The organism is Kitasatospora sp. NPDC052896, from assembly GCF_044547075.1.
Classification (GTDB): Bacteria; Actinomycetota; Actinomycetes; order Streptomycetales; family Streptomycetaceae; genus Kitasatospora.
This window is the reverse complement of record NZ_JBITZU010000001.1, coordinates 1308199-1332637: the sequence shown is the minus strand read 5'-3', so window position 1 is coordinate 1332637 and position 24439 is coordinate 1308199. Positions and strand designations below refer to the sequence as shown.

The following is a 24439-nucleotide window of genomic DNA, read 5'->3' as shown; positions in this document are numbered from 1 at the left end:
CGGATCGGACCGTCCGATCCGGCCGCTCCGGTCGCCCCCGGTCGGGTGCGGTGCGTCGCGCGTCCGATTCGCGGCGCACCGCACCCGGGCCGAACCGGCCGCCCGACCCCTCGCCGGTGCCTGGACCAGCGCGAACGCCAGGACCGCGGCACCGTTCGGCAAAGGCGTCATGGCCATGCCCACATGGCCGAAAAGCGGCGCAAGCCCGGGAGGGCATCCGCATGCCCTCCCGGACCTCGGCCACCGCCCGCGGGGAACAGAGGCAGCGGCATCCCCCGGCCCGCCGGGTCCTCGACGGCGGGCCGACCCACAGCCCCTAGCGAACTGCTGCGCCGTCGGACGAGCCAGGGGGCACAGGTGGGCGCACGTGGACACGGGACCGGAGCACGGCGCTCCTCACCGGCGACGCGCTCCCCCGACCGAAGGACCGGCCGTACCGCGCCGACGCCACGACGTCCGGGGAGCCCGATCGCCACCCCCGTGCGCCACCCCTCCGGCCTCCCCAGCCGGACGGCCCGGAGTGCGCGATCCCGCCAACCGGAATGCCGCCCCTTAACCCTGGGAACCCGGCCGACTACGCTAGGTTCCACCGCATCGGGCGGGGCCTGCCCGCAGGATCGGCCCGCCCCGTGAGCCACCCACGCCGCACAGGCCTTCGGATACACCGCGAGAACACCGCCAGGGGGTGCCGCCGCCGCCATGAGCATCAGCCCACGAGGACCGAACGAACGGCTCGGCGCCCTGCTGACGCAGGCCCAGATCAGCAACGCCGGCCTGGCCCGCCGGGTCAACGACCTCGGCGCCCAGCGCGGCCTGACGCTGCGCTACGACAAGACCTCGGTGGCCCGCTGGGTCGGCAAGGGGATGGTCCCGCAGGGCCCGGTGCCGCACCTGATCGCCACCGCGATCGGCGGCAAGCTGGGCCGGCCGGTCCCGCTGGAGGAGATCGGGCTCGGCGACACCGACCCCACCCCGGAGCTGGGGCTGGCCTTCCCCCGCGAGGTCGCGGACGCCGTCCGCTCGGCGACCGACCTGTGGCGGGTCGACCTGGAGCTGCGCCGCGGACCGGGCGGCGGGCGGTGGAGCGACAGCCTGGCCGGGACGTTCTCGGTGGCGGCGTACGCGACGCCGGTGGCCCGCTGGCTGATCACCCCGGCGGACGGCTCGGTGGCCCGCGGCGAGCGGCCGGCGAACGAGGCCGGCGCCCGCCCGCCGGCGGCCCCGCCGAGCCCCCCGTCCGCCCCCGCCGGCCAGGCCGCCCCCGTCCTCCCCGCCGCCCGCTCCGGCACCGAGCGCCCCTCCTACCGGGTCGGGCAGTCGGACGCCGCGAAACTGCGCGAGGCCGCCCAGGAGGCCCGCCACTGGGACTCCAAGTACGGCGGCGGCGACTGGCGTTCGTCGATGGTCCCGGAGTGCCTGCGGGTGGAGGCGGCGCCACTGCTGCTCGCCTCCTACAGCGACGCGGTGGGCCGGGCGCTGTTCGGCGCGACCGCCGAACTGACCAGACTGGCCGGCTGGATGGCGTTCGACACCGGCCAGCACGAGGCGGCCCAGCGCTACTACATCCAGGCGCTGCGGCTGGCCCGGGCCGCCGCCGACCTGCCGCTCGGCGGCTACGTGCTGGCCTCGATGAGCCTGCAGGCCTGCTACCGCGGCTTCGCCGAGGAGGCGGTCGACCTGGCCCAGGCGGCCCTGGAGCGCAACCGCGGCCTGGCCACCGCCCGGACCATGAGCTTCTTCCACCTGGTGGAGGCCCGCGCGCAGGCCCGCGCGGGCAATGCGCCGGCGTGTTCGGCGGCGCTCGCCGCCGCTGAGGGCGCGCTGGAACGATCACGCGCCGGGGATCCCGATCCGGCCTGGATCGACTTCTACGCCTACGACCGGCTGGCCGCCGACGCCGCCGAGTGCTTCCGCGACCTCGGCGTGCCCGCCAAGGTGCGCCAGTTCACCCGGGAGGCGCTGGCCCGCCCGACCGAGGGCTTCGTCCGCTCGCACGGGCTGCGCCTGGTGGTCTCCGCGATGGCCGAGGCGGAGGCCGGCAACCTGGACGCCGCCGTGGAGGCCGGCGAGCGCGCCGTGGAGGTGGCCGGACGGATCTCCTCGCAGCGCAGCCGGGAGTACGTGCTGGAGATGATCCGCCGTCTGGAGCCCTACCAGGGGGAGCGCCGGGTCAGGGAGTTGACCGAGCGCGCCCGGCTGGTGCTGGCCGCCCCGGCCTGATCCGGACGGCGACCGGCCGAGGAGAGGACCACGGTGGCGTACGACTACGACGTCCTGGTGGTGGGCGGCGGCATCGTCGGCCTCGCCACCGCCTACGCACTGACCGGGGAGCGGCCCGGCCTGCGGATCGGCGTGCTGGAGAAGGAGACCGCCCCGGCCCGCCACCAGACCGGCCGCAACAGCGGGGTGATCCACAGCGGGGTCTACTACCGCCCCGGCTCGCTGAAGGCCCGCTACGCCACCGAGGGCGCCGCCGCGCTGGTGGAGTTCTGCCGCGCGCAGCAGTTGCCGCACCGGGTGACCGGCAAGCTGATCGTCGCCACCCGCCCCGACGAGCTGCCCCGGCTGGCCGCGCTGGCCGACCGCGGACGGGCCAACGGCATCCCGGTCGAGGAGTTGACGCCGGCCGGGATCCGTGTCCACGAGCCCGAGGTGGCCGGCCTGGCCGGGCTGCGGGTGGCCACCACCGGAATCTGCGACTTCGCCGAAGTCGCTCGCCGCTACGCCGAGTTGGCCGAGGCGCGGGGTGCCGAGCTGCGGACCGGGAGCGAGCTGCGGGCGATCGTCCGCCGCCCGGACGGCGTGACCGTGCGGACCGGCACCGGCGAGCTGCGCTGTGCGGTGCTGGTCAACTGCGCGGGCCTGCAGAGCGACCGGGTGGCCCGGCTGGCCGGCGACGACCCGGGCGCGCGGATCGTCCCGTTCCGCGGCGAGTACTACGAACTCGCGCCCGACCGGCGGGACTTGGTCAGGGGACTGGTCTACCCGGTACCGGACCCGGCGTTCCCGTTCCTCGGCGTGCATCTGACCCGCGGCGTCCACGGGGACGTCCACGTCGGCCCCAACGCGGTGCCCGCGCTGGCCCGCGAGGGCTATGACTGGCGGACCGTCCGGCTCGGCGACCTGGCCGACACCCTGCGCTTCCCCGGCAGTTGGCGGCTCGCCCGGCGGCACTGGCGCTACGGCTGCGGGGAGTTGCACCGCTCGCTCTCCAAGCGGGCCTTCACCGCGGCGGTCCGCCGGCTACTGCCGGCCGTCCGGCCCGAGGACCTGGTCCGCGCCGGGGCCGGTGTGCGGGCCCAGGCGGTGGCCCGGGACGGCTCGCTGCTGGACGACTTCGCCTTCGCCGGTTTCGACCCGGCCGACCCCACCTCGCCGCGCCGCCTGGTGCACGTGCTCAACGCCCCCTCCCCCGCCGCGACCGCCTCGCTGCCGATCGGCCGGGAGGTCGCCCGGCGGGCACTGGCCGCGCTGGCCGCCGGCGGCTGACACCCCTGGGATCCGCTCGACCGGCCCCGTAAACTCGACGGCATTGTGACTTCGACTGCCTCCACCCCCCAGCTCCCCGCCCAGGGCGGCCGCCCGACCTCCCGTCCCGCGAACTCCCCGTCCGCCCGGCTGTCCGCCGCCCCGGCGGGCTACCCGGCGCCGATGTACCCGCACCGGGCCACCGAGGAACAGCACAACGAGCGGCGGATCCGCAGCTTCCAGCCGCGCCGCGGCCGGATGACCCCGGCCCAGGCCGGCGCGCTGGACCGCGGCTGGGAGCGCTGGGGCCTGGCGATCGACGGCACCCCGCTCTCGCCGCCCGAGCTGTTCGGCGGCCTCCCGGTCACCCTGGAGATCGGCTTCGGGATGGGCGAGACCACCGCCGCGATGGCCGCCGCCGACCCGACCATGGGCATCCTGGCCGTGGACGTGCACACCCCCGGGCACGGCAACCTGCTCAGCCTGCTGGAGAAGAACGGCGCGCAGAACGTCCGGCTGGCCGCCGGCGACGCGGTGATCCTGCTGCGCGACATGCTGCCCGACTCCTGCCTGGCCGGTCTGCGGGTCTACTTCGCCGACCCGTGGCCCAAGCCGAAGCACCACAAGCGCCGGCTGGTCCAGCCGTCCTTCCTCGACCTGGTGCTGCCCCGGCTCGCCCCGGGCGCCCTGGTGCACTGCGCGACCGACTGGGAGCCGTACGCCGAGCAGATGCTCGACGTGCTCTCGGCCCGGCCCGAGCTGGTCAACCTGCACCCCGAGGGCGACGGCAGCGACTGGCCGGAGGAGCGCGCCGACGGCGGCGTCCCCGGCTACGCCCCGCGCCCGGACTGGCGCCCGGTGACCAAGTTCGAGCGGGCCGGCCTGGCCAAGGGCCACGTCGTCCACGACCTGCTGTTCCGCAGGCGCTGACCGGCCGCCCTCACGTCCGGTGAACGGAGTGGCACTGAATGTGTCACTCCGCTCCCGCCGGACGCCGCCGTCCCCTACGCTTCCCGGGTGAGCAGTCCGTCCCCCGACGGACCCGCCGCACCCGGACGGCCGGGGGCGGAGCGGGCCACCGACCGTCTGCGCCGGTTACCGGCCGGACCGGCCGCCACCACGCTGCTGCTGGCGGCCTGCGGGGTGGCGATCCTGCACCTGGTGCAGCGGCAGACCGGCACCACCGGCCTGCTGGTCGGCCTCGGCCTGGCGCTGCTCCCGCTGCCGTTCGTGCTCGGCGCGCTGGCCTGGCTCAACCAGAGCGCCCGGGTGCCCACCGCCCGGCTGGCCCTCTGCCTGGCCTGGGGCTCCTGCGCGGCTACCACGGTGGCGCTGCTCGCCAACGGCTGGGCCAGCAGCTACCTGACCTCGCTGCAGGGCAGCGCCCGGGGTGCGACGCTCGGCTCCGACCTCGCCACCCCGCTGATCGAGGAGAGCGCCAAGGGCGCCGTCCTGCTGCTCACCGTGCTGCCGCTGCGCCGTCACCGGACCCGCCGGGGCACCGGCCCGACCCCGCCGGCCCGCGCCCGGCTGCGCCGCCGCGCGGTCGCCGTCGGCCTGGTCCTCAGCGGCTGCACCGCCTGCGGCTTCGCCTTCACCGAGAACGTGCTCTACCTGGGCCGCGCCTTCACCGACGACCAGCAGCAGCGCCTCGACTCGATCGGCCTCGGCCTGAGCCCCAGCCTGCGCGACTACGACGACACCGTGCACACCTTCGTGCTGCGCGCCCTGCTCTCGCCGTTCGCGCACCCGCTCTTCTCCGCGCTCACCGGCCTCGGCCTGGCCGTCGCGCTGACCACCGCGCGCCGCCGGCTGGCCCGCCTCGCCGCCCCGGCCGGACTGCTGGCGGCGACCGCCCTGCACGGCGTCTGGAACGCCGCGGCCGGCCTGGGCACCCACGACTTCCTGCTGGTCTACCTGCTGCTCATGGTCCCCTGCTTCGCCGCCCTGACCGCCCTGGCCTGCTGGGCCGCGGCCTGCCCCGGCCGGCCCGGGCGGAGTGCGCCGGAAACCCGATTTCCCTTCGGCGCGACCATCCCGTAAGGTTGGGTTCACCGACGCGGGGTGGAGCAGCTCGGTAGCTCGCTGGGCTCATAACCCAGAGGTCGCAGGTTCAAATCCTGTCCCCGCTACTACGTGGCACCGAAGGGCCCGGCAGATTCGTCTGCCGGGCCCTTCGGCCGTTCCCGAATAAATCCGTTGCCTCCGGCCGGTGCCTCTGCCTATCGTGGCGACACACTGAAAGGAGGTGATCCTGAGTTGAGTACCACCAGGATGCGTGAGGTGGCTGCTCGCTAGAGCCGCCCCTGCCACTGACCCGGCAAGGGTCGGCGGGCGAAAATCCCAGCAGTCACCCGGCCCGTGGGCTCGCCGGTACATCCCCGGCGCCGCGGCGGTTCGCCGCCGCGGAGACAGCCCACGGGCCGTCTGCGTACCCGGGAGTCGGCACGCCGGCAGGCCAGCCACCGGCCGACCAGCTCAGCGGCCGGCTCACCGGCCCGGGCGGGCTCACCCTCGCGACGGCCGGTCCCGCGACCGTCCCACCGCTGGGCGGTGTCATCGCGCTGCTCAGCCTGCTCGACGTGCGCCGAGTCGCGCGATCACGAACGGTGTCGGGTGCTCATTCCAGCAACAGGGCACGCAGCGCGGACACTTCGCCGTCGGTCAGTCCGTGGTCGCCCAAGTACGCCTGAACGTTGCCGTGTTGAGACCGCACCCGGGCCAGCAGGTCGGTGATCAGCTCGACCCGGACCGGGTACGACAGCCGGATCACCCCGTGCGCGTCCTCGTACTCCACCGGCCCGTCCAGCAGACCCAGGCCCTCGTTGGAGAGCAGGTAGTCGGCGGTGATCTCCTCGTCCGACACCCCCAGCAGGGCCAGCAACAGTGCCGACAGGATGCCGGTGCGGTCGCGGCCCACCGCGCAGTGCACCAGCGCGGGCAGCGCCGCCGGCTCGAGCAGCCGGCGCAGCGCGGCGACCAGGACCGGCCCCGCGGTGTCGATGATCAGCGGATAGATCTCGGTGAGCGGGAGGTCGCCGCGGTCCACGCCGTCCTGCGGCAGCAGCGGGAAGTGCGCGAGGGTGACGGACAGGTCGTGGGTGCGGTCGGGGAAGCGCTCCAGCTCGATCGGGTCGCGCAGGTCGAGCACCGTCCGGACGCCCAGCTTGGCCAGCTCACGGGTGCCCTCCTCGGTCAACTCGGCCAGCCAGCCGGAACGGTAGAGCAGCCCGGACCGGAGGCGGCCCGGACCGCCGAGGTCGCGGGCGTTCCTCAGACCGGGTATCGCCAGCAGCCGGGGAGGGCGGGTGTCCGTCAGGAGCTGGTCCAGGGGTTCGTCCATGGGGCAGCACGGTAGCGGGCCGGCCGGGACAGGGCGAGCACGTATCGCCGGCAGCCGTCCGCCGCGACCGGCGCAACCGGCCGCCCTAGGCCCCGAGCAGCCCCCGGATCGCGGCACGGTTGACCGCGTTCAGAGCGCGCAGCACCGCCGGCGTCAGGAACACCAGCAGGAGCCCGGCCGTCGACAGCCCGGCGATCTGCCACGGCGCGGAGAGGTAGTAGACGTGCCGGACGCCGTGACTGTCGGTGCTGTCGAAGAGCTGCAGGCCGGGCCGGCCGACGAAGCGCGGGAAGACCCAGGCGTAGAGCGGGTAGAGCGCGCTGACCCAGCCGACCGCCCACAGGGTGACGCTCAGCACGAAGCCGAACACCTGCCAGGGGAACATCACCACCTGGTACAGCACCGCGCGCCAGCCCGCCGGGTCGGCCAGCCCCGCCGTGACGGCCCCCCAGGCGCCGGGACGGCGGCGGCGCACCGGAGCCGGTCTCGGCACGTCGTACCCGAGCAGCCGGCGGGCCCGGCCGCGCTCCATCGCGCCGAAGCCGCGGGCCCCCGCCAGCAGCAGCGCCAGCACCGGCAGGCCGAGCGCGGTGACCAGCGTGCCGACCCCGAACGCGAACATGGTGACCGCCCAGCTGAAGCCCGCGGTCGCGGTGACCAGCGAGCCCAGGACGAACCCGAACTCGCGGTAGGTCTGCCCGGCGAAGGGTGCGCGCCAGAAGTACGGCTGCTCGACGCGCTGGTAGCGGTCGGTGCCGTGGGGTCCGAGGTCCTGGTCGTCCCGGGTGCCCTGGGAGTCCTGGAGGTCCTGGAAGTCCTGGAGGTTCGTCATACCTTCAGCCTGCCCGCCGGGAGCGCCCGCCGGGATCCGGCCTCCCGGCGAACCGGAGGTGGGGTTAACCCCCCGGCCGGTCCAGCCACTCGTCCTCCAGCAGCGAGTACTGGAGCGCGTCGTACCAGCGGCCGCGCAGGAACAGGTCGTGCCGGATCCGGCCCTCCAGCTGGAAACCGACCTTGCGCAGCACCCGGGCCGAGGCGAGGTTCTCCGGGTCCAGCCGGGCGGCCAGCCGGTGCAGGCCGAGGGTGCCGAAGCCGAAGCCGCAGAGCAGCCGGGCGATCTCGGTGGCGTAGCCGAAGCCCCAGGTGTCCCGGCGCAGCGCGTAGCCGATGAACGCCGCCCGCTGGCTCTCCGCTCCCTCGATGCCGAGCACCGCGTTGCCGATCGGCACCGCGTCCTCGCCCTCGGCGGTGATGGTGACGGCGAGCCGGTAGACCGTGCGCGGGTCGCGCTCCGCCTCCTCCAGGTACAGCGCGACCTGGTCGGCGCAGTCCTCCCGGTCCCGCGGCTCGAACGGGAGGTAGCGGGCCGTCTCGGGGTCGCCGAAGATCGCGTGCAGCGCGTCGATGTCGCGCGGCACGTGGTGGAACTCGCGGATGGTGAGCCGTGGTCCGGTGAGCTGTACGGGGTCCATGGTGCGTACGCTAGCGCCGGGCGCACTCGGGAGACGGTTACCGTACGGGGATGAACGTCGAAGACCTGCAGCTCACACCCCGTCCGCACAGCGCCGAGCTGCTCAGCTGGGCCGCCGACGCGGGACGGGAGCCGGTGTCCGAGCGCGCGGTGGGCACGGTGCTGACGCTGCTGGAGCTGGCCGGCGCCCGGATGCACGACGGGTTCCCCGAGCTGAGCTCCGGCCTGGTGCAGGAGCTGCTGTACGAACGGATCCACCTCTACGTGCAGCCCGCGGACGACGAGTCGCCGCTCGCGTACGGCGCCGCGGTGCGGCTGCTGGTGGACCATCAGCGGGCCGCCCGGCGGCTGAACGCCAAGCGGCAGCAGCGGCTGCACGAGGAGGCCGAGTGGCAGGGCGAGCTGCTCGCCGGGCTGCTGCGGCGGCCGCACCTGGTGACCTGGCCGCGGCTCTACGCGCTGCTGCTGCGCGCGGACGGGGTGGACAGCACCGACCTCGCCGCGGTCCGGGGCCGGCTGGACGCCTTCCGCGAGCTGCCGGAGGAGCAGCGGATCGAGGTCTTCACCGCGCTGGACGGGCTGGACCAGCCGGAGGGCGTGGAGGGCTGGGAGCCGGGGGTGCTGCTCGGGATCGGGATGGCCACCGACGGGGCCCGGCTGCTGCTGGAACGGCAGTTGATGGAGCGCAGCTACCGGAACCTGGCCGGACTGACGGCGCTGGGCCACCCGATGCCGGAGGAGCTGGCCGGCGACTACCCGGCCTTCGAGGCGGCGGTCCAGGCGGAGGCGTTGCGGCTGTGCGGCGAGTGGACGGTCCCCGGGCTGCCCGAGCTGCTGCTGACCGACTACCAGGACCTCGCCCCCGAACCGGGCGCGGCCGAGGTCGACGGCTACCTGCTGCAACGCGGGCTGGTTGACCTCCCGCTGCCGGAGGGCGACTGGACCTTTCCGGGCGACGAGTGAGGGGCGGGGTGCGGAGTGAGCGCTGACAGTCGTGGTCAGTCGTCAGCCCACACCCGGGCTGACGACCTCCGTCGACTGTCACCCGTCACTCGCCACCAACCGGCTACGGGTTCAGCCCGTGCCCGCGCAGCCAGCCCAACGCGTCGACCGGGGCGCCGCCGCCGGGGCGGACCTCCAGCCGCAGCCGCGGACCGCTGACGCCACCGACGGCGGCGTTGGCGGTCATGCTGACGTTGCCGGTGGCGCCGACCTTGCCGAGCACGGTGCCCGCGGCGACCGGGCCGGCCGGGACGGTGATCGCGGAGAGGTGGCAGTACCAGAGTTGAGTGCCGTCGGACAGCGTCTGCACCACCCGGTAGCCGTCGGAGCCGGACCAGCCGGCCGAACTGACGGTCCCACCGGCGACCGCGGCCACCGCGCTGCCGGCGGGGGCGGCGAAGTCGGCACCGGTCTGCAGGTGCGCCCAGTGCCCGCCCGGCTGGCCGTAGCCGGGGCCGAGCGCGTACGACGAGGCGACCGGCAGCGCGAACGGGCCGACGACCGGCGACACCCCGGCCTGGTCCGACGCCCCGGCCTGGTCGGTGACACCCTCGCCGGACGCACCTCCGACGGCCACGGGTCCGACGACCGCGACCGCGGCAGTCCCGGCGACAGCCCGCCCCTGCTCCTCCGCGACCTGCGCCGTGGCGGCCCGTACCGCCGCCGCCCGCGCGGCCTCCTCGGCCTGAGCGGCCTCGGCGGCCTGCGCCGCCGCCTGCCGTGCGGCCTCCGCCTCCGCCTCGGCTCGGGCCTGTGCCTCGGCCTGGGCCTGCGCCTCGGCGCGCGCCTGCGCCTCCCGCTTGGCCGCGGCCTCCCGGGCGGCCTCGACCCGGGCCGCCTCCTCGGCCGCGGTGCGCCGGGTGTCGGCCTGCTGCTGGATCCGGGCGGCCAGCGCCAGTCCGGGGTCGGCGCCGTGGTCGGCCATCTGGTCGACGTCGACGGCGTGCGCGGGCTGTACGGGCTGCTCGGGCGCGGCAACTGTGGTCGGAGCAGGTGCCGCCGGCCCGGGAGTGGCGGCAGCGGCGGCGCTTGCGGAGAACCCGGTGGCCCCCAGGGCGGCGGCCATCGCCGTCACGCCGAGCACCGGCGCGCCGCTACGGCTCTGCCGGGGCAACCGGTGCCGCGCGGCCTCCTCACCCACGATCGACTGCTCGGGCCCGAAGGGCGCCGGCTCCGTTCCGTCCTGCGGCCCTGTCCCGTCCGGAAAGTCGAGCAGCTGAGTACCTCCGGCCTGGGTGCGACTCTCCGGGGTGTGCGTCGACGCCACGGGGGCGCGCTCCTTTCCTTCCTTCGCGCCTACCGGGTTAGCTGACGGGTTCGGAGCAGGAAGGTCTCCTACGGTCCGGCCGGGGCCGGTCCGATTCACCCCAAGGAACGGTGGTTCCCCGGCTCTGCGACCCCGCCCTCGGGCTGGGTCGCGGATTGGGCGACGGCGCACGGTGCCGTTCGGGTACGGCGTTGCCGACCGCGCTGCGTTATCAAACGTTAATCCCAGAAGCCCGTGATTCCAAGCCGCTCCCCTGAGGCCCGCGCGGCCTCCTGAGGCCCCGAGCACGCGTAGACACGAGCCTCGCGATCGGGCCGTGGAGCGTTGACAGCTAAGGCTATTAGCCTTAGCTTTGTGGCTGTCAGCAGGCACCTCGACAGCCAGGAAGGCCGCCATGTCCACCGGCTCCAGCACCGACGCCCTCACCCCGCGGACCCAGTACCTCGACGTCCCCGGCGGCACCGTGGCCTTCGACGACACCCGCGGCTCCGGCAGACCGGTGGTCCTCCTCCCCGGCATGCTCGACTCCCGCACCGTCTACCGTCACCTGCGCCCGCTGCTCACCGCGGCAGGCCACCGAGTGATCACCATGGACCTGCGCGGCTTCGGCGACTCCTCGATCGCCTGGGACGACTACTCCCCCGCCGCCCTCGCCACCGACCTGCTCGCGCTGCTCGACCACCTGGACCTCGACCGCGCCACCCTGGTCGGCAACTCCTACACCGGCGCCACCGTGGTCAGGGCGGCGGCCACCGCGCCGCACCGCGCCGCCGGGATCGTCCTGGTGGACGCCTTCATCGAGGTCCCGCCGCCGGGAGCCGTCCAGCGCGTCCTCACCAAGCTGCTCGGCTCGCTGGTCCTGAACCTCCCGAGCACCTGGGGCACGTACCTCAACCACGCCTACCCCACCCGCAAGCCCGCCGACTTCGCCGCCTACCGGGCCCGCATGGTCACCGCCCTGCGCACCCCCGGCCGGCGCCAGGCCACCCGCGGCTACGTCACCGGCGACTCCTCACCGCTCGGCTGGACCCAGGACGTGCGGTGCCCGGCCCTGGTACTGATGGGCACCAAGGACCCCGACTTCCCGAAGCCGGAGTTGGTCGCCGACCGGCAGGTCGCCGCGCTCACGGCCAGCGCGCCGCGGGCCCGTAGGGTGATGATCGACGGCGCCGGCCACTACCCGATGGCGGAGTTCCCGCAGGCCACCGCCGACGCCCTGCTCCCGTTCCTCGGTGAGGTGGCCTGATGCCCAGGGTCGGACTGACCCCCGACGCCGTGGTCGACCACGCCCTGGCGCTGATCGACGACGAGGGCCTGGAGGCGCTCACCCTGGCCGGAGTGGCGGCCCGCGCGGGCGTCGCCACACCGTCCCTCTACAAGCACGTGCCCGGCGGCCTGGGCGCACTGCGCCGACTGGTCGCCGTCCGGGTCACCTCCGACCTGGCCGACCTGCTCGCCCGGGAGACCGCCGGCCGGACCGAGGACGCCGCCGTCGAGGCCCTGCTGCGCGGCTACCACCGCTACGCCACCGACCACCCGCACCGCTACGCCGCGCTGCCCCAGGCCACGCCGGCCCAGCCCGACGACGAGCTGCTCGAGGCCGCCGCCCGGCTGGTCGGCACGATCCTGGAGGTGCTGCGCGACTACGGGATCGAGCGGTCCGAGGCGATCCACGCCGCTCGGACGGTCCGCGCGGTCGCCCACGGCTTCGCCTCGCTCACCATCGGCGGCGGGTACCAGCTCGCCGAGGACCTGGCGGTCACCCAGCGACGGCTGGTCGGCGTACTCACCGACGGCCTGCGTAACTGGCCCAGCGACGAGATCGGTTAGCAGGGGAACCAACCGGGCACCTCACGGTGTGTTCATCCGACGGGACTACCGTCTCCCACCGAGACCGCCACGCGCAGAGGACCAGGGCCCATGACGCAGCCGAGCACCGCCCGCCAGTCCGCCCGTCCGACCGACGCCGGCGCCGTCCCGGCCCCGCGTGCCGGCTCGACACCCACCACCAACGCCTGCTCCACCACCGGGTACGCCACCGCCCCCGAACAGCCCACCGGCTGGACCGCCGTCCGCCGCACCCTGGCGATCGTCCGCGGCCTGCGCACCCTCGGCGACGTCCCGGCCCGCCCCCAGCCCGGCTACGGCGAGGCCGACGGCCAGTAGCGACCGCCCCGCCCCTCCCGCGGACCTCGCCACCCGCCATTTACATCCGGACCAAATAGGATATTCACCGTCACTCACGGCAGCTGAACCACCCGCCGGCGCCCTCCGGCCCGGCGGTACGCCCCAGGAGCGGAAGGGCCGGGTACCCCGATGGACCTGACCTCCCCCTGGCTGCCGACCTCCGCCGACCAGCCGCCCGCCCACCGCGGCCGCGGCTCGGCCCGTTCCACCGTGGCCTGCGTCCGCAGCCTGCTGCGCTGCGCCAGCGCCTCCGAACTGCTCGGCGCGGTGCTCACCGAGGGCCCCGGTTGGGTCACCCGCGAGGGTGCCGCGATCTACCTGCTGGACGGCTCCGGTGCACTCCGGCTGACGGTCTCCAGCGGCCTGCCCGACTGGGCGCACCGCCGCTACGCCACCGTCGACCGGGCCGACGACCTGCCCGTCGCCGCCGCCCTGCGCCGCCGCGCGCCCGTGCTGCTCAGCCCCGAGCAGACCAGCCAGGCCTTCCCGCGCGGCCCGGCGGCCGGCGGCACCGGCCTGATCTCGGTGGTCGCCCTGCCGCTACTGGTGGACGACCAGGACCTCGGCGTCCTCGCGCTCACCCTGGCCCACCGCGGCACCGTCCCACGCCGCGATCTGGAGGCCCTCGAGGCGATCGCCGAGGCCTGCGCCCACCGCCTGGCCCACCTGCTGGCGCAGGCGCGGGCCGGTACCAGCAGCACGCAGGGCGTCCGGACCCACGCCGAGCCGCCCGACCCGGCCGCCGACCACCAGCCGATGCTGGCCGCCGCCGTCCGGGCCGCCGACGCGGGCGTCTTCGAACGCGACCTGGTCACCGGCGAGAGCGCCTGGGACGCCGCCGCCTACCGCCTGGTCGGCCGTACCCCGCCGGACGGCCCCGGCCCCTACCCGGCCCCGGAGTTGACCAGCCTGGTCCACCCCGAGGAGCTGCCGGACGTCCAGGCCGCCCTGGTGGACGTGCTGGCCCGCGGCGGCCGCTACCGGCTCACCTACCGCGCGCTGCGCCCGGACGGCACGGTCGCCGAAGTGGACGAGCGCGGTGAGGTGCTGCTCGACGTGCACGGCCGTCCGGTCCGGATCGCCGGCCTCCTCACCGAGCACCACCATCCGGGCGGCTCGGACGGCGGCCCGTCCACCACGACGATCGGCTCGGGCGCCGGCCTCCCGCACACCGGCCCTCCGCACACCGGGCTCTCGGACGCCGGGCTCTCGGACGCCGGGGCCGGCGCCCGTTCGGCCCTGCTGCTCGCGCTGACCAGTGCGCTCTCCCGCGCGGTCGGGGTGCGCGACGTCACCGCGGCGCTGACCGACGTGGCCCGGCCCGCGCTGGGCGCGGCCGAGCTGGTGCTCGACGTGGTCGACGAGGGCCGGCTGCTGCCCGTCTCACCCTCGGTCTACGGCGGGCCGCACCGCAGCGAGATGCACCGGCTGCACCAGAGCGAGGCCACCGCCGAGCAGGCGCCGGCCCGGTCCGTGCCGCTGTTCAGCGAGCCGGGCACAGCGACGACCGCAGGCGGACCGGCGGCCTGGGCGGTGCTGCCGCTGGTCGCCTCCGGGCGGCAGGTCGGCTCCTGCCTGATCACCTTCGCCACCGAACGCGCCTTCAGCCGCGAGGACCGCACCTTCTACACCGCGTTCGCCGGCGTGCTCGCCCAGTCCCTGGAACGGGCCCGGCTCTACGACACCCACTACCAGCGCGCCACCGAGCTGCAGCGCGCGATGCTGCCGCGCACCCTGCCACGGTTGCCCGGGCTCACCTCGGTGGCCCGCTATCTGCCCGGCACCGAGGGCATGCAGATCGGCGGCGACTGGTACGACCTGATCCCGCTGCCTTCGGGGCGGGTCGGCGTGGTGATCGGCGACGTCCAGGGGCACAACGCCGAGGCCACCGCGGTGATGGGCCAGCTGCGCAGCGGACTGCGGGCGTACGCGACGGACGGGCACGACCCGGCCGCCACCCTGGCCCGGACCAGCCGGCTGCTCGCCGAGCTCGACACCGACCTCTTCGCCACCTGCCTCTACCTGACGCTCAACCTGGGCAACGGCACGATCCACGGCGCCCGGGCCGGCCACCCGGCCCCGGTCCGGATCGCGGACGGCCGCGCGATCGAGCTGGACCTCCCGGGCGGCCCGCCCCTGGGCGTCGACCCCTCAATCAGCTACCCGCTCACGATCGAACAGCTCGGCCTCGGCGAGACCCTGCTGGCCTACACCGACGGCCTGGTCGAGGACCGCTCCGAGGACTACGACGAGTCGGTACAGCGGATGCTCGGCGGCCTGGAACTCTGGTACCGCCGAGCCGGCCCGACCCGGGTCGGCGCCTACCGTGCCCTGGAACAACTGGCCGACCTGCTCACCCTGAACGTCACCGAACGCCATTCCCGCCCGGACGACGTCGCCCTGCTCCTTCTGCACCGCTGACGCGACTTCACCAGGCCCCAGCAACACCTGAGCACCGCTCTCCCAGGTGAGCACCGCTCACTCCAGAGCCCACCGACCACCCCGGAAAGCACTGCTCACCCCAGAGAGCACCGCCCGCCGCTTGGAGCACCGCTCACATCGGAGAGCACCACCCGCCTCAGAGAGCACCGCTCACGAACGCAAGCCCCGCTCACCCCCGAGAGCGCCGCTCACGCCATCCCCTCCTGCTCCGACTCCTGCATCTCCTCCACCAGGTGCCAGTGCAGATCGCGCACCCCGGGCTCCAGCGACAGGCGGGTGATCAGCTGTTCCAGCGCGCGGGCCGGGTCGCCGGTGATCGCCACGGTGGCCCGCAGCAGGGTGCTGTCCTCGCCCTGCCGCTTGGCGCGCAGGCCGGTGGGGGTGAGTCCGGCGGTGCCGATGGCCTGCAGCAGCAGCGCCCGCACCTGGGTCTCGGCCTTGCGCTGGCACAGCAGGTGGACGCTGGCCCGGACGCCCTCGACGTCCGGGTCATCCTGCGGCACCCGGTCGATCAGCCGGCCCGCCGGGCGCAGCACCAGGTGCACCGCCAGCACCGCGAGCGTCCCCAGCACCGCGAACATCAGGTGCCCCGAGGCGGCCATCACCCCGACCGCCGCCGAACACCACAGCGTGGCGGCGGTGTTGAGCCCGCGCACGCTCGCCCCGTCGCGCAGGATCACCCCACCGCCCAGGAACCCGATCCCGGAGACCACGTAGGACGCCACCCGGGTGAGGCTGCCCGGGTCCACCACCGCCTCGCTGTACAGCACGAAGAGCGTGGCCCCGGCCGCGACCAGCGCGTTGGTGCGCAGGCCGGCCATCCGGGCCCGCCACTGCCGCTCGACGCCGATCAGTGCGCCGCAGCCCACCCCGACACCGAGCCGGGTCAGGAAATCGATGGTGCTCAGGGTGTGCACGTGGGCGCACCTCCTTCAGGACGTGGTCGGACGACGCCCCTCATCGTCGCCGATCACGGTGCCGGGCTGGTGGAGCCCCGGCGAACTCCTGGTGCCGATGGGACACCCCGGCACCCAATGGGGATCCCCCGGCGGGGGCCACCCCACCCCGCGCCGGGGCGCCCCCACCCGCCGACCCGCCTCAGCCGAACAGCCCGTTGAACACCTGCGTCGAGGGAGCCCCCTCCAGCGCACGGTAGCTCCCGCTCCCGAGCACCTCCTCGACCAGCCGCCGAGCCGCCCCGTACGCCGCCCTGCTCAGGCCGGGCCCCAGGCTGACCCGGGCCACGCCCAGCGCGCCCAGCTCGGCCACCGTCGGCCACCCCTCCCCGACCAGCACGTTGAGGGGCAGCGGAAGCCCGGCCGCCAGCGCCGCGATGTCCTCGACATCGCTCGCCATCGGCACGAAGATCCCGTCCGCACCCGCCGCCGCGTACGCCTTGCCCCGGGCCAGCGCGTGCTCCAGCCGCTCCTCGGGTTCTCCCACCCGGCGCAGGTAGACGTCGGTCCGCGCGTTGACGAAGAGCTCGACCCCTGCCGCGTCGGCAGCAGCCCGGGCGGCCGCGATCCGGGCCACCTGCTCCTCGACGGGACGAAGGGCGCCACCCTCGCGACCGTCCTCGATGTTGATCCCGGCCACGCCGGCCGCCAGCACCAGCTCGACGGTCCGCCCGACCTCCGCCGCGGTGGCGCCGAAGCCCTCCTCCAGGTCGGCGGTGACCGGCAGGTCCACCGCCGCGACCACCCGGGCGGTCAGCTCGACCACCTGGTCGCGGCTCAGCCCGCCACCGTCCGCCGCACCCAGCGCCCAGGCGACGCCCGCGCTGGTGGTGGCGATCGCCGCGGCACCGGCGTCGGCCACCAGCACGGCGCTGCCCGGGTCCCAGACGTTCGCCAGCACCAGCGGCCCCTCACCGTGGTGCAACCGGTGGAACCGCCGCGCCAGCTCCTGCTGCACGGCCGGGCGCTCGGCCCCCATCAAACGCCGGCCTTCGCAGCCGGGCTCATCCGAATGCTGATCGCCAGCCGGTTCCAGGCGTTGATCGTCGTGATCGCCGCGATCAGCCGGGCCAGCTCCTGCTCGTCGAACTGCTCGGCCGCCTCCTGGTAGACGGCGTCCGGCACGTGCCCCTCGGTGATCTTGGTGATCGCCTCGGTCAGCGCCAGCGCGGCCCGCTCGCGGGCGGTGAAGTACGGGGTCTCGCGCCACGCCGGCAGGGTGTAGAGCCGGTGCTCGGCCTCGCCGGCCTTGCGGGCGTCGGTGGTGTGCATGTCGAGGCAGAAGGCGCAGCCGTTGATCACCGAGGCGTACGTCCTCACCAGCTCGGCGATCACCGGGTCGAGCCCGGTGGAGGCGGCCTTGGTGAGGTCGAGCATCGCCCGGTAGACGTCGGGGGCCGCCTGCGGCAGCGCGAGCCGGAGGTCGGGGGCGGGAACGGTACGAGTGATCTGAGTGGTCGTCATGAGAGACACCCTAGGGGTGAAGTGTCCCGCCCCCGTGGTTCATTTGCAGTATGAATTCTTGGGCCATTCAGCAGCACCCATCCACCCCCGACCAGGCCCGGCCCCCCGCTCCCGCGGCCGCACCCGCCCTGGGCCGTGACCTCCACCTGGACCTCACCGTCCGCCGAACCGCCGGCCTCGGCCTGCGCGCCGCCCTGGAGGACGCCCTGCGCGAGGCCACCGCCGACGGCAGCCTCGCCCCGGGCACCCGGCTGCCCTCCTCCCGCGCCCTCGCCGCCGATCTGGACATAGCCCGCAACACCGTCGCCGAGGCCTACGCCCAGCTGGCCGCCGAAGGGTGGCTGGTCTCCCGGCAGGGCTCCGGCACGACCGTCGCCGACCGCGCCCCGACCCGCCGCCCGGGTCCGGTCCCCCGTCCGGCGCCCGAGGCCGCGATCCGCTACGACTTCCGCCCCGGCCGCCCCGACCTGGACCTCTTTCCGCGGGCCGCCTGGCTGGCCGCCACCCGGCGCGCACTGGCCCGCGCCCCGCGCGACGCGCTCGGCTACTCCACCTCGCTCGGCCGTTACGAGTCGCGCCGCGCGCTCGCCGACTACCTGGGCCGGGTGCGCGGCGTGCGGGCCGATCCCGAACGGATCCTGCTCTGCAGCGGCTTCGCCCAGGGTCTGGCACTGCTCGGCGCCGAGTTGCACGCGCGTGGCACCGGACCGGTGGCCGTCGAGTCGTACGGGCTGCGCGTGCACCGCGAACTGCTGGAGGCGGCCGGCCCGACCACCGTGCCGCTCCCGGTGGACGCCGACGGCGCCCGCACCGATCTGCTGCCCACCGACGGCACGAGCGCGGTCCTGCTCACCCCCGCCCACCAGTTCCCGACCGGCACCCCCCTACACCCGGCCCGCCGCGCCGCCGCCCTCGACTGGGCCCGAGCCACCGGCGGCCTGGTGATCGAGGACGACTACGACGGCGAGTTCCGCTACGACCGCCAGCCGGTCGGCGCGATGCAGGCGCTCGACCCGGAGCGCGTGGTCTACGCCGGCACGGCCAGCAAGAGCCTGGCACCCGGCCTGCGGCTCGGCTGGCTGGTGCTGCCGGAGGACCTGGTGGCGCCACTGGCGGCCCGCAAGGCGCGCGCGGACGGGCAGTCGAGCGTGCTGGAGCAGCTGGCGCTCGCCGAGTTGATCGAGTCGGGCGGCTACGACCGCCAGGTCCGCCGAGCCCGCCTGCACTACCGCCGCCGACGCGACCGGCTGGTCGCCGCGCTCGCCACGGCCGCGCCGCGCGTCCAGGTGAGCGGGATCGCCGCCGGCCTGCACGCGCTGCTGCGCCTGCCAGCCGGCCGGACGTCCGAACCGGACCTCCAGGAGCAGGCCCTGCAACAGGGCCTGGCCCTCGACGTGCTGTCACGGTTCCGCCACCCGCTGGCCGAGCCGGACGGCCTGCCGCCCTCCCTGGTGATCGGGTTCGGCACGCCCCCGGAGCACGCCTTCCAGCGCGGCCTCGACGTGCTCGGTGAACTCCTGGCAGCGAACTGCTGACAGCGGTCCCCTGACCGGCGAACCACTGTCGGTGGCCTGCTGACGACGGCTCAGCGATGTGCACCCAGGTAGAACAGCAGGTACAGGAAGCCGCCGAAGCCATGCGCGGCGGCCATGTAGATGAAGACCCGGATCGCCACCCGGTGGTCGGTGCGCTTACCGGCGTCCGTGGTGGGCGCGTACTGCGGGGGACGGTGGTGCTGAACGGCCATCGCCAACGGTCCTTCCTCGATCAGTGTGTGTACACGGACTTAGCCAGTGCGTGCGCACACACGCATTCGGTCGATGCGCGCGACACCCACCCGATCGGTGTGTGCGCACACATTCGGTCAGTGTGTGCGCACCGACATACCCAGGCAGAGCTCCCCGGAAGGGCTCTGCAGCAGGGTGTGCACGAAGAGCAGCTCCAGACCCTCCGGCGAGTCGGCCGCGATGCAGTGCGGGGTGAGCGAGTCGAAGTGCGCGCTGTCCCCGGGGAGCAGCAGGTGGACGGTCTGACCGAGGGTCAGCCGCAGCCGCCCCTTGGTCACGTACAGCCACTCCTCCCCCGGATGCACCCGGACCACCGCGTCCTGCAGCTCGGCCGGCACCTGGATGTGCAGCGCCTGCATCGCCCGCCCGGGCGTCCCGGCCCGCCGGTATCCCCAGCCGCCGGCCCGCCCGGGCTCGATCGCACCGCCCCGGACCACCGGGTCAGCCTCGACCGCCTGCTCGCCGAGCAGCCCCGCCACCGTGGTGCCGTAGAGCCGGGCCAGGCCGAGCAGCACCGGCAGCGAGGGCTGCCGGCGCCCGGTCTCCAGGCGCGAGAGATAAGCTGGCGAGAGTCCGACCCGGGCGGCGGCCGCCTCCAGGGTGAGCCGGCTGCCGAGGCGCCGGTCGCGCAACCGGGCGCCGAGCCCGGGCACCTCCTCGCTGTTGGTCATGCCTCCAGTGGACACCCGCTGTGCCCAGGAGGCAAGCAATGTGCCTCAGAGGCAAGATCCCAGCTCACGGGTGGTACATCTCGTTGATCGCGACCACCGCCCCGCTCCCGTCGACCTGGAGGTCGTACGTCTCGTAGCACTGGTACGGCTGCGCGGCGTCGGGCTGGGTGGCGCAGAGGTTGATCGCCTTGACCGCGTCCGCCAGCGGGACCTGGACCCGCTGGTAGACGTCGTACTTCTTGTAGAGCAGGGCCGTCGCACTGGGCGACAGCCGGTAGTTGACGGTGTTCTGGTCGGACCACTCATAGTGGCCGTCGTCATCGCCGCCGCAGACGAACGTGGCGGGGTTGGCGGTGAGCTCGGTGGTGGCGGCGGACACCACGTGCACCACGACGTGCCCGGCCGGGGTCGGCGGGCAGGTCGAGCTGGCGGAGGGCTGCGCCACCACCGTCGGGCCGGGCGCGACCGGGGACGGGCTGCCAACCGGCTTGCTGGGCCGCGCGGTCGGCGAGGCGGACGACCCCCGTGACGGGACGGCCGACGCGGACGGCACAGCCGACGGCACGGCCGACGCGGACACCGACGGGACAGCCGACACGGACGCCGACGCCGGAGCCGAAGCCGACGGCACAGCCGACGCGGCCCCGGACGCGGACCCGGAAGGCGAAGCGGATCCGGAAGGCGAAGCGGATCCGGCCGCCGGCGCCGTGACGGCGACACCACTCGGCGACGCACCGGCGCCGGCAGCCGCGTTCGGGTCGCAGGCGGTCACCCCCAGACCGGCACTGGCGATCAACACGGCAAGTGCGAGGCGACGAGACGACATCAGGGTTCTCCCAACGCTACGGACGACATCCGCCGGACCGCTCGGCCCGACGTCACACCTCCCGACGCGCCGAACTCCCCATCGAGTCGCGCCTGTTGCAGCGTTGTGACAGAACCCTCCGCACCCGCACCACCCTGTTCCTCCGCCCCCGGTGGCGAGCCCACCCGGCCTGCGGGACCTTGGGAGAAAGGCACGAAAGGAGCAACGATCATGGCCGGAACGAACCTCGGCAGCCTGCTCGGCAGCCTCCTGGGCGGCGGGCAGGGCCAGCAGGGCAGCGGCGCCAACCTGGTCGGCACCCTCCTGCACGCCCTCGGCAACGGCCACAGCGGCGGCAGCGGCGGCAGCGGCCAGAGCGCGGGCGCGAACCCGCTCACCAGCCTGCTCGGCCTGCTCGACAAGTCCGGACTCACCGCGCAGAAGAACTCCTGGGTGGGCACCGGCACCAACCAGCCCGCGACCGGCGCCCAGCTCAAGGAGGCGCTCCCCGACGACGCCCTGCGGAAGGTGGCCGAGGCCGCCGGCCTCAGCACCGACGAGGCGGCCGCCCGGCTGGCCCAGTCCCTTCCCCAGGCCGTGGACAAGCTGACCCCGGAGGGCGAGGTACCGAAGGGCGACTCGCTGGAGGACATCATCCGTCGGTACGTGTGAGGGCTCACCATCGCCGTCGGGTGCCCAGGAGCTTCTCCTCGGCGGCGGCGATGGTCTGCCGGACCGCCGCCCGGGCGGCGACCTGCACCGGACTCTCCCAGGTGTCCGCCGCTCCTTCCACCGCCTCGGCTCGCGCGCGCGTAAGGGTTACCGTCCCAACTACCTCAGCTGTTCTTTCCCGGTAAGGGACTTCCTGGTCGTTGCCGCACGTGCTGACTTGACTGCCGTCACGTGCGGACTTGTCCAAGTCGGCACGTGCGGACCTGACCTCCGGGCCGCGCGGCCGGGGTAGGTCAGCACGTGCCGACCTCCGCACGGGCGCCGGTGCGGACTTCTCCGGTGCGACTGGTGCGACCGGTGCGACTGGTACGACTGGTACGACCGGTGCCGCCTCCACCATCCCCCCCCTTCGCCGCCGCCCGCACCCGCTCCTGCCGGATCCGCCGTCGGTCGGCCCGCAGCACGGCGAGCGCCGCCGCCCAGTCCGGTGCGCCGGACGGCGGCAGGACGACCGCGTAACCGCGCACCCGCACGCCGTCCGGTCCGTACCGCAACCTCATCAACCCGGCGGCCTCGGCGGCCCGGTAGAAGCGGGGGATGCTGTCCCGCGAGGTGCCGGCGGCGTTGGCGAACCAGGCACTGGACGGCGGGCGGTGGATGTTGGTCCCGTCCCAGTCGGCGCGCTGGGCGGCGTGCATCAGGAAGGCGCTGAACGCCGGGCCGATCGACTTCCAGGGGCCGCCGGAAGGCTTGTTCTGCAGCCACTGGCCGAGCCGGTCCCGGAAGGTGTGCGCGGGCGACACGCCCGAAGCCACGGGGACCTGAGAGGAGTTGAGGCAGGTGGTGGCGGACACCGGAACCTCCCCGTCGCCGTCCGGGCTCCCGATCGCCCTGCCAGCGCGCCGCGAGGAGCGCTAAACTCAGAGCATCGACAGCCGCACAACGGCTTGTTGGTAGGAGCCACCGGGAGCTTCCGCCAAGAAACAGACCCGATGGCGACGCGAACAACGCCCCCCAGGGAAACCCGGGGGGCGTCGTCGATTCTAGGACCTGACGTGGCGTCATATGCCGCAACTGCCATCTGTCAACCCAGCGTTGACGCGGGTCGTTCGTCCCCGTCCACCGCGCGGCGCGGGCACCCGCCGCGACCCGTCGGGCGGGCAGCAGGGCACCTCACCCGACGGGTCGCGCGGTCAGATCCCGAAGGGGGCCGCGTAGCGGACGGTGCCGCCGGGCAGCGGGTGGGCCTCGTCGAAGGTGATGGCCATCAGGGCCTCGTCGGGGACGTCGACGGTCAGTCCGATGCCGTGGGCGGAGGCACGGGTGAAGCCGAACCGCGGGTAGTACGTGGGGTGTCCGAGGACGATGACGTAGTACTCGCCCATCTCCTCGGCTGCCTCGAGGGCGGCGCGGATGACCGCGGAACCGGCGCCGCTCCTCTGGTACTCGGGCCGTACCGCGACGGGGGCCAGGCACAGCGCCGGGATGTCGCCGATGTGGCAGCGGGTCAGCAGCGCGTGGCCGACCAGCGTGCCGCCCTCGTCCGTGGCGACCAGGGACAGGCCGTCGATCCAGCAGGGGTCGGCGCGCAGGGCGTCGACGAGGTCGGCCTCGCCGGAGCCGTCGAACGCGGCGAGGTTGATCTCGCGGATGGTGGGGATGTCGGCGCCGGTCTCGGCGCGGGTGATCCAGCTGTGGGTGCGCATGAGGGGATGGAGGTCCGTTCCATGGTGGGGTTCGTGTGGGATCGCCTCGCGAACTCGCGCTCCGGCGGGGCCGCGAGGGAGTGACCGGGTCAGACCGTCGCCCGGGACGCGAGGGCGGTCCGGGCGCTGCGCGTCGCAGTGGCCTTGAGCGCGGTCATCAGCCCCACCTCCCCTTCGTCCTCGATCCGGACCTGCACGAACCCTCGCACGGTAGCAAGCGACCCGGAATCCGTCACCGGAGCATCCGCCGCCGGCTCCGGGACAGCCCGTAGCCCACTCTGCCGAACTTCGCCGGCACCGCAGCGGGGCGAATTGACCCAGTACATCACGCTATGTTCCCTTGACGCCCTGACCTGGTTACACAGGGTAACGACCCCTGGGTGGCTCGTTCGGTCGGCCGCGTCGCCGCGGCGCGCCGATCCCTGTCGAGAGGACACTGCGTGAAGATCCGTCACGTCCTTGCGGTCCTGGCCGCGACGACGGCCCTGTTCGCCGGCGCGCCGGCTCCGGCCGGGGCCCGGGCGCCCCACACCGGCGACACGTTCCGCCGGGCACCCGTCACCGAGTCGCTGAGCCAGTGCTCGGCGGAGTTCCTCGACGGCGACAAGCGCCTCGGCCCGTTGCGGCTGCCCGTGCTGGGCGTCGTCGGCCAGGAGCTGCAGTACTACCACCGCACCGGACGCCTGAGTTCGCAGCGCTTCCTGGAGCTGTACTGGAACCCCGTGGCCGGCCCCAACGGCGGCTGGTACTACCCGCCGCAGAGCGGCTACGTCCTCAACCCGGACGGCTCGCCGAAGCGGGTGGAGGAGACCCTCCAGGTCGGCCAGGACATCGACCGCTACGGCAGCGAGTACGGCTCCTTCCTCGCGCCCGAGGGGCTGCCGTACGCCGAGCGCTCGATCCCGCCGGCCAGCCTCGACAGCACCCCGCCGGAGGCGTGCAACTACCACGACTACCGCGTGCTGAAGCCGTTCACCGTCTACGCGGGCCCGATCGCGCCCTGGTTCGAGCAGCCCGGCCTCGGGCGGCAGTACCAGCTCGACCCCTCCCTGGTCCCCGACGCTCCCACCCAGGGCTACAACGTCCAGTGGCTGGTCGACAACGGCTACCTGGAGCGGATCATCCCGCACCGGGCCCCCGCCGCCGTCCCCAACCAGCGCTGACCCGGGGGGACCTGACCAAGCCCACAGGGGGCCGG

The 24439-nt window shown here is 74.4% G+C and carries 25 protein-coding genes, 1 tRNA gene and 1 riboswitch; of the genes, 14 read left to right on the top strand and 12 right to left on the bottom strand.

Features of this window, described 5'->3' with window-relative positions; genetic code table 11:
* The first annotated feature begins 699 nt into the window (after positions 1 to 699).
* The 5 genes from ACIGXM_RS06185 to ACIGXM_RS06165 all read left to right on the top strand — a co-directional run bounded on the left by ACIGXM_RS06185 (position 700) and on the right by ACIGXM_RS06165 (position 5600).
* On the top strand, positions 700 to 2220 hold the full coding sequence (locus ACIGXM_RS06185; RefSeq protein WP_396557270.1) for an MFS transporter: 1521 nt from the start codon (positions 700 to 702) through the stop codon (positions 2218 to 2220).
* 33 nt (positions 2221 to 2253) lie between these two features.
* Positions 2254 to 3489 carry an L-2-hydroxyglutarate oxidase gene (lhgO, locus tag ACIGXM_RS06180; protein ID WP_396557268.1) on the top strand — a complete coding sequence of 412 codons (1236 nt, stop codon included), beginning with the start codon at positions 2254 to 2256 and terminating at the stop codon, positions 3487 to 3489.
* A 45-nt stretch (positions 3490 to 3534) separates the two neighbouring features.
* Positions 3535 to 4398 (top strand): tRNA (guanosine(46)-N7)-methyltransferase TrmB, encoded by an 864-nt coding sequence (gene trmB, locus ACIGXM_RS06175; RefSeq protein WP_396557266.1) that lies wholly within the window; start codon positions 3535 to 3537, stop codon positions 4396 to 4398.
* Between the two features lie 87 nt (positions 4399 to 4485).
* Positions 4486 to 5511, top strand: coding sequence for a PrsW family intramembrane metalloprotease (locus ACIGXM_RS06170; protein ID WP_396557264.1), 1026 nt, complete (start codon positions 4486 to 4488; stop codon positions 5509 to 5511).
* Between the two features lie 15 nt (positions 5512 to 5526).
* Positions 5527 to 5600, top strand: a tRNA-Met gene (locus tag ACIGXM_RS06165).
* 488 nt (positions 5601 to 6088) lie between these two features.
* Here the strand turns inward: ACIGXM_RS06165 and ACIGXM_RS06160 are convergent.
* The 3 genes from ACIGXM_RS06160 to ACIGXM_RS06150 form a co-directional block, all read right to left on the bottom strand.
* Positions 6089 to 6811, bottom strand: coding sequence for a tyrosine-protein phosphatase (locus ACIGXM_RS06160; RefSeq protein WP_396557263.1), 723 nt, complete (start codon positions 6809 to 6811; stop codon positions 6089 to 6091).
* Between the two features lie 85 nt (positions 6812 to 6896).
* Positions 6897 to 7643: a sensor domain-containing protein gene (locus ACIGXM_RS06155; RefSeq protein WP_396557261.1), complete on the bottom strand. Its 747-nt coding sequence runs from the start codon at positions 7641 to 7643 to the stop codon at positions 6897 to 6899.
* 64 nt (positions 7644 to 7707) lie between these two features.
* Positions 7708 to 8283 carry a GNAT family N-acetyltransferase gene (locus ACIGXM_RS06150; RefSeq protein WP_396557259.1) on the bottom strand — a complete coding sequence of 192 codons (576 nt, stop codon included), beginning with the start codon at positions 8281 to 8283 and terminating at the stop codon, positions 7708 to 7710.
* A 50-nt stretch (positions 8284 to 8333) separates the two neighbouring features.
* Here ACIGXM_RS06150 and ACIGXM_RS06145 point away from each other — a divergent pair, with 50 nt between their 5' ends.
* Positions 8334 to 9245 carry a hypothetical protein gene (locus tag ACIGXM_RS06145; RefSeq protein WP_396557257.1) on the top strand — a complete coding sequence of 304 codons (912 nt, stop codon included), beginning with the start codon at positions 8334 to 8336 and terminating at the stop codon, positions 9243 to 9245.
* Between the two features lie 103 nt (positions 9246 to 9348).
* On the opposite strand, the gene ACIGXM_RS06140 is transcribed toward ACIGXM_RS06145, so the two are convergent.
* Positions 9349 to 10551 carry a M23 family metallopeptidase gene (locus ACIGXM_RS06140; protein WP_396557255.1) on the bottom strand — a complete coding sequence of 401 codons (1203 nt, stop codon included), beginning with the start codon at positions 10549 to 10551 and terminating at the stop codon, positions 9349 to 9351.
* A gap of 12 nt (positions 10552 to 10563) precedes the next feature.
* A riboswitch (cyclic di-AMP (ydaO/yuaA leader) is annotated at positions 10564 to 10723 on the bottom strand.
* Between the two features lie 222 nt (positions 10724 to 10945).
* Here ACIGXM_RS06140 and ACIGXM_RS06135 point away from each other — a divergent pair.
* From ACIGXM_RS06135 to ACIGXM_RS06120, 4 genes are all read left to right on the top strand, one after another.
* Complete coding sequence (locus tag ACIGXM_RS06135; protein WP_396557253.1) at positions 10946 to 11797, top strand: alpha/beta fold hydrolase; 852 nt, start codon at positions 10946 to 10948, stop codon at positions 11795 to 11797.
* Positions 11797 to 12381, top strand: coding sequence for a TetR/AcrR family transcriptional regulator (locus tag ACIGXM_RS06130; protein WP_396557251.1), 585 nt, complete (start codon positions 11797 to 11799; stop codon positions 12379 to 12381). The genes ACIGXM_RS06135 and ACIGXM_RS06130 overlap by 1 nt, the downstream gene beginning before the upstream one ends.
* A gap of 90 nt (positions 12382 to 12471) precedes the next feature.
* Positions 12472 to 12717 (top strand): hypothetical protein, encoded by a 246-nt coding sequence (locus tag ACIGXM_RS06125; RefSeq protein ID WP_396557249.1) that lies wholly within the window; start codon positions 12472 to 12474, stop codon positions 12715 to 12717.
* Between the two features lie 150 nt (positions 12718 to 12867).
* Positions 12868 to 15159, top strand: coding sequence for a SpoIIE family protein phosphatase (locus tag ACIGXM_RS06120; RefSeq protein WP_396557247.1), 2292 nt, complete (start codon positions 12868 to 12870; stop codon positions 15157 to 15159).
* Between the two features lie 209 nt (positions 15160 to 15368).
* Here ACIGXM_RS06120 and ACIGXM_RS06115 read toward each other — a convergent pair whose 3' ends face one another.
* The 3 genes from ACIGXM_RS06115 to ACIGXM_RS06105 all read right to left on the bottom strand — a co-directional run bounded on the left by ACIGXM_RS06115 (position 15369) and on the right by ACIGXM_RS06105 (position 17600).
* A complete protein-coding gene (locus tag ACIGXM_RS06115) occupies positions 15369 to 16097 on the bottom strand; it encodes an MgtC/SapB family protein (RefSeq protein WP_396557245.1) in 729 nt (242 codons plus the stop codon).
* A 181-nt stretch (positions 16098 to 16278) separates the two neighbouring features.
* The gene (locus ACIGXM_RS06110; protein ID WP_396557243.1) at positions 16279 to 17115 is read right to left on the bottom strand and encodes an isocitrate lyase/phosphoenolpyruvate mutase family protein; all 837 of its coding nucleotides are present in this window, start codon (positions 17113 to 17115) and stop codon (positions 16279 to 16281) included.
* Positions 17115 to 17600, bottom strand: a complete 486-nt coding sequence (locus tag ACIGXM_RS06105; RefSeq protein ID WP_396557241.1) for a carboxymuconolactone decarboxylase family protein — start codon at positions 17598 to 17600, stop codon at positions 17115 to 17117. Before ACIGXM_RS06105 ends, ACIGXM_RS06110 begins: the two co-directional genes overlap by 1 nt.
* Before the next feature lie 50 nt (positions 17601 to 17650).
* On the opposite strand from ACIGXM_RS06105, the gene ACIGXM_RS06100 reads away from it, so the two are divergent.
* Complete coding sequence (locus ACIGXM_RS06100) at positions 17651 to 19135, top strand: PLP-dependent aminotransferase family protein (RefSeq protein ID WP_396557239.1); 1485 nt, start codon at positions 17651 to 17653, stop codon at positions 19133 to 19135.
* Positions 19136 to 19185: 50 nt separating this feature from the next.
* Here the strand turns inward: ACIGXM_RS06100 and ACIGXM_RS06095 are convergent, their stop codons facing one another.
* From ACIGXM_RS06095 to ACIGXM_RS06085, 3 genes are all read right to left on the bottom strand, one after another.
* A complete protein-coding gene (locus ACIGXM_RS06095; RefSeq protein ID WP_396557237.1) occupies positions 19186 to 19347 on the bottom strand; it encodes a DUF6126 family protein in 162 nt (53 codons plus the stop codon).
* 117 nt (positions 19348 to 19464) lie between these two features.
* A complete protein-coding gene (locus ACIGXM_RS06090) occupies positions 19465 to 20058 on the bottom strand; it encodes a helix-turn-helix domain-containing protein (RefSeq protein ID WP_396557235.1) in 594 nt (197 codons plus the stop codon).
* 64 nt (positions 20059 to 20122) lie between these two features.
* On the bottom strand, positions 20123 to 20437 hold the full coding sequence (locus ACIGXM_RS06085) for a hypothetical protein (protein ID WP_396557233.1): 315 nt from the start codon (positions 20435 to 20437) through the stop codon (positions 20123 to 20125).
* Here ACIGXM_RS06085 and ACIGXM_RS06080 point away from each other — a divergent pair.
* Both ACIGXM_RS06080 and ACIGXM_RS06075 read left to right on the top strand, forming a co-directional pair.
* Positions 20424 to 20993: a hypothetical protein gene (locus ACIGXM_RS06080; protein ID WP_396557231.1), complete on the top strand. Its 570-nt coding sequence runs from the start codon at positions 20424 to 20426 to the stop codon at positions 20991 to 20993. The genes ACIGXM_RS06085 and ACIGXM_RS06080 overlap by 14 nt on opposite strands.
* A gap of 98 nt (positions 20994 to 21091) precedes the next feature.
* Complete coding sequence (locus ACIGXM_RS06075) at positions 21092 to 21535, top strand: YidB family protein (RefSeq protein ID WP_396557407.1); 444 nt, start codon at positions 21092 to 21094, stop codon at positions 21533 to 21535.
* 293 nt (positions 21536 to 21828) lie between these two features.
* Here ACIGXM_RS06075 and ACIGXM_RS06070 read toward each other — a convergent pair whose 3' ends face one another.
* Together ACIGXM_RS06070 and ACIGXM_RS06065 are read right to left on the bottom strand one after the other, a co-directional pair.
* A complete protein-coding gene (locus ACIGXM_RS06070) occupies positions 21829 to 22389 on the bottom strand; it encodes a hypothetical protein (protein WP_396557229.1) in 561 nt (186 codons plus the stop codon).
* A gap of 339 nt (positions 22390 to 22728) precedes the next feature.
* Entirely contained in the window at positions 22729 to 23241 is a 513-nt protein-coding gene (locus tag ACIGXM_RS06065; protein ID WP_396557227.1) for a GNAT family N-acetyltransferase, read from the bottom strand.
* A 440-nt stretch (positions 23242 to 23681) separates the two neighbouring features.
* Between ACIGXM_RS06065 and ACIGXM_RS06060 the strand changes: the two genes are divergently transcribed.
* Positions 23682 to 24404, top strand: a complete 723-nt coding sequence (locus tag ACIGXM_RS06060; protein ID WP_396557226.1) for a TNT domain-containing protein — start codon at positions 23682 to 23684, stop codon at positions 24402 to 24404.
* Positions 24405 to 24439 lie beyond the last annotated feature (35 nt).

Bases quoted from the DNA above. Each gene is read 5' to 3' on its own strand.
- ACIGXM_RS06185 (WP_396557270.1), top strand. From the start codon at position 700: ATGAGCATCAGCCCACGAGGACCGAACGAACGGCTCGGCGCCCTGCTG.
- ACIGXM_RS06160 (WP_396557263.1), bottom strand. From the start codon at position 6,811: ATGGACGAACCCCTGGACCAGCTCCTGACGGACACCCGCCCTCCCCGG.
- ACIGXM_RS06155 (WP_396557261.1), bottom strand. From the start codon at position 7,643: ATGACGAACCTCCAGGACTTCCAGGACCTCCAGGACTCCCAGGGCACC.
- ACIGXM_RS06150 (WP_396557259.1), bottom strand. From the start codon at position 8,283: ATGGACCCCGTACAGCTCACCGGACCACGGCTCACCATCCGCGAGTTC.
- ACIGXM_RS06145 (WP_396557257.1), top strand. From the start codon at position 8,334: ATGAACGTCGAAGACCTGCAGCTCACACCCCGTCCGCACAGCGCCGAG.
- ACIGXM_RS06135 (WP_396557253.1), top strand. From the start codon at position 10,946: ATGTCCACCGGCTCCAGCACCGACGCCCTCACCCCGCGGACCCAGTAC.
- ACIGXM_RS06130 (WP_396557251.1), top strand. From the start codon at position 11,797: ATGCCCAGGGTCGGACTGACCCCCGACGCCGTGGTCGACCACGCCCTG.
- ACIGXM_RS06125 (WP_396557249.1), top strand. From the start codon at position 12,472: ATGACGCAGCCGAGCACCGCCCGCCAGTCCGCCCGTCCGACCGACGCC.
- ACIGXM_RS06120 (WP_396557247.1), top strand. From the start codon at position 12,868: ATGGACCTGACCTCCCCCTGGCTGCCGACCTCCGCCGACCAGCCGCCC.
- ACIGXM_RS06110 (WP_396557243.1), bottom strand. From the start codon at position 17,115: ATGGGGGCCGAGCGCCCGGCCGTGCAGCAGGAGCTGGCGCGGCGGTTC.
- ACIGXM_RS06105 (WP_396557241.1), bottom strand. From the start codon at position 17,600: ATGACGACCACTCAGATCACTCGTACCGTTCCCGCCCCCGACCTCCGG.
- ACIGXM_RS06100 (WP_396557239.1), top strand. From the start codon at position 17,651: ATGAATTCTTGGGCCATTCAGCAGCACCCATCCACCCCCGACCAGGCC.
- ACIGXM_RS06095 (WP_396557237.1), bottom strand. From the start codon at position 19,347: ATGGCCGTTCAGCACCACCGTCCCCCGCAGTACGCGCCCACCACGGAC.
- ACIGXM_RS06090 (WP_396557235.1), bottom strand. From the start codon at position 20,058: ATGACCAACAGCGAGGAGGTGCCCGGGCTCGGCGCCCGGTTGCGCGAC.
- ACIGXM_RS06065 (WP_396557227.1), bottom strand. From the start codon at position 23,241: ATGCGCACCCACAGCTGGATCACCCGCGCCGAGACCGGCGCCGACATC.